This is a genomic window from Desulfovulcanus sp., from assembly GCF_982781345.1.
Genome location: NZ_CEYAEZ010000174.1, coordinates 1 through 1,246, shown reverse-complemented (window position 1 = coordinate 1,246; position 1,246 = coordinate 1). Strand labels below are relative to the sequence as shown.

Genomic DNA, 1,246 nt, shown 5'->3' with positions numbered 1-1,246 from the left:
GTGCACCCAAATCGCCCTTTATATTCACCAGTTCAAATAAATGATATCCGCCGAGCGCTAGGATGAAGCCGGTGAGTGGCAATAATTCACCGTGTCCTGATTTGTTTATCATTTTGTTTATGAGTGGCATGGCGGGGAATAAGGCAAGTAATGCAAGCGCCCATACCGAAGGAAGCTTGCCTGTGGCTACGACCAAAAATATTACGGCGAACACGTCTTGCATAACTAAAATGCCAATAGCTAAACGCCCGTGACGGGTTTTGCTTTCACCACTTTCTTCTAACACCTTTACCACGCAAACGGTGCTGCTAAAGCTTAAGGCAAATGCAATAAGAGCAGCACTTTCCCAAGTAAGACCGTCTACAAAATTAGCTGCTATCGTCCCCATAGCAAATAAACAACAGGTAATAACACCTACCCAAACTAAGGTATGTGTGATGCTTCCAGCCCAAACCTCGCGACGACTCAAGTCACGAATATTGAGCTTTAACCCAATGGTGAAGAGCATGATAGTAATACCCAAATTAGCTATTTGGGTTAAATCTTCGGTTAAGGTATAGCCTGCGAAATTTAATAAAAAGCCAGCAACGAGATAGCCGACAAGTGGAGGAATGCCGATAAGCTTAACCGTTAAACCGCACGCAAATGCGAAGAGAAGAAATGCATACTCCATGAATTACCTTTCAAAATAGTTATACGTAAAAACCGTAGCCTTTAATAAGGGTACAACACTTTTATATCTGGATAAGCTATCGATTTTTATTATTGATAGTGGTTATCAGATACCAAGTGTTTAAGGTGTAAATACTTTCTGTAGATTAACATGCAATAGCTTGTTTTCGCAGCTAAAAAGCGTGTTTTTATTGCTGAGTATTTTTTCTGTTATATGCGTGTTCTATCGCACTAATGGTAACGCGTAACCGATAGGTGTGCCTAATAGGTTGTTCAAATTAAGTTTTCAAATCAGCTATTTACCGCCAAGGCAAATCTAGATCTCACTTTTGGGTGTATTGAAGAAGGTTAGTGGCTTAGTATGCAAATAAAACATGACCAAAATAAAGAAGGACTTTAAATGCGTATTACAATATTAGGCGTGCTTAGCATGTTGGTTGTTTTTAATGTAGCAATTGGTTTGCTTTGGACTCCCATTTGGTGGTTTTTGTTACTCTCTGTCACCCTTCTTATTTTTGGCTTATACGACGCGTTTCAATCAAAACATGCCATATTGAAAAACTTTCCATTGATA

General features: G+C 39.5%; 1 protein-coding gene. It reads right to left on the bottom strand.

The window, feature by feature from the left end; all coding sequences use genetic code 11:
- The coding region (locus AC3WVG_RS12030; protein WP_488798358.1) for a cation:proton antiporter domain-containing protein at positions 1–673 on the bottom strand (673 nt) is incomplete at its 3' end.
- Positions 674–1,246 lie beyond the last annotated feature (573 nt).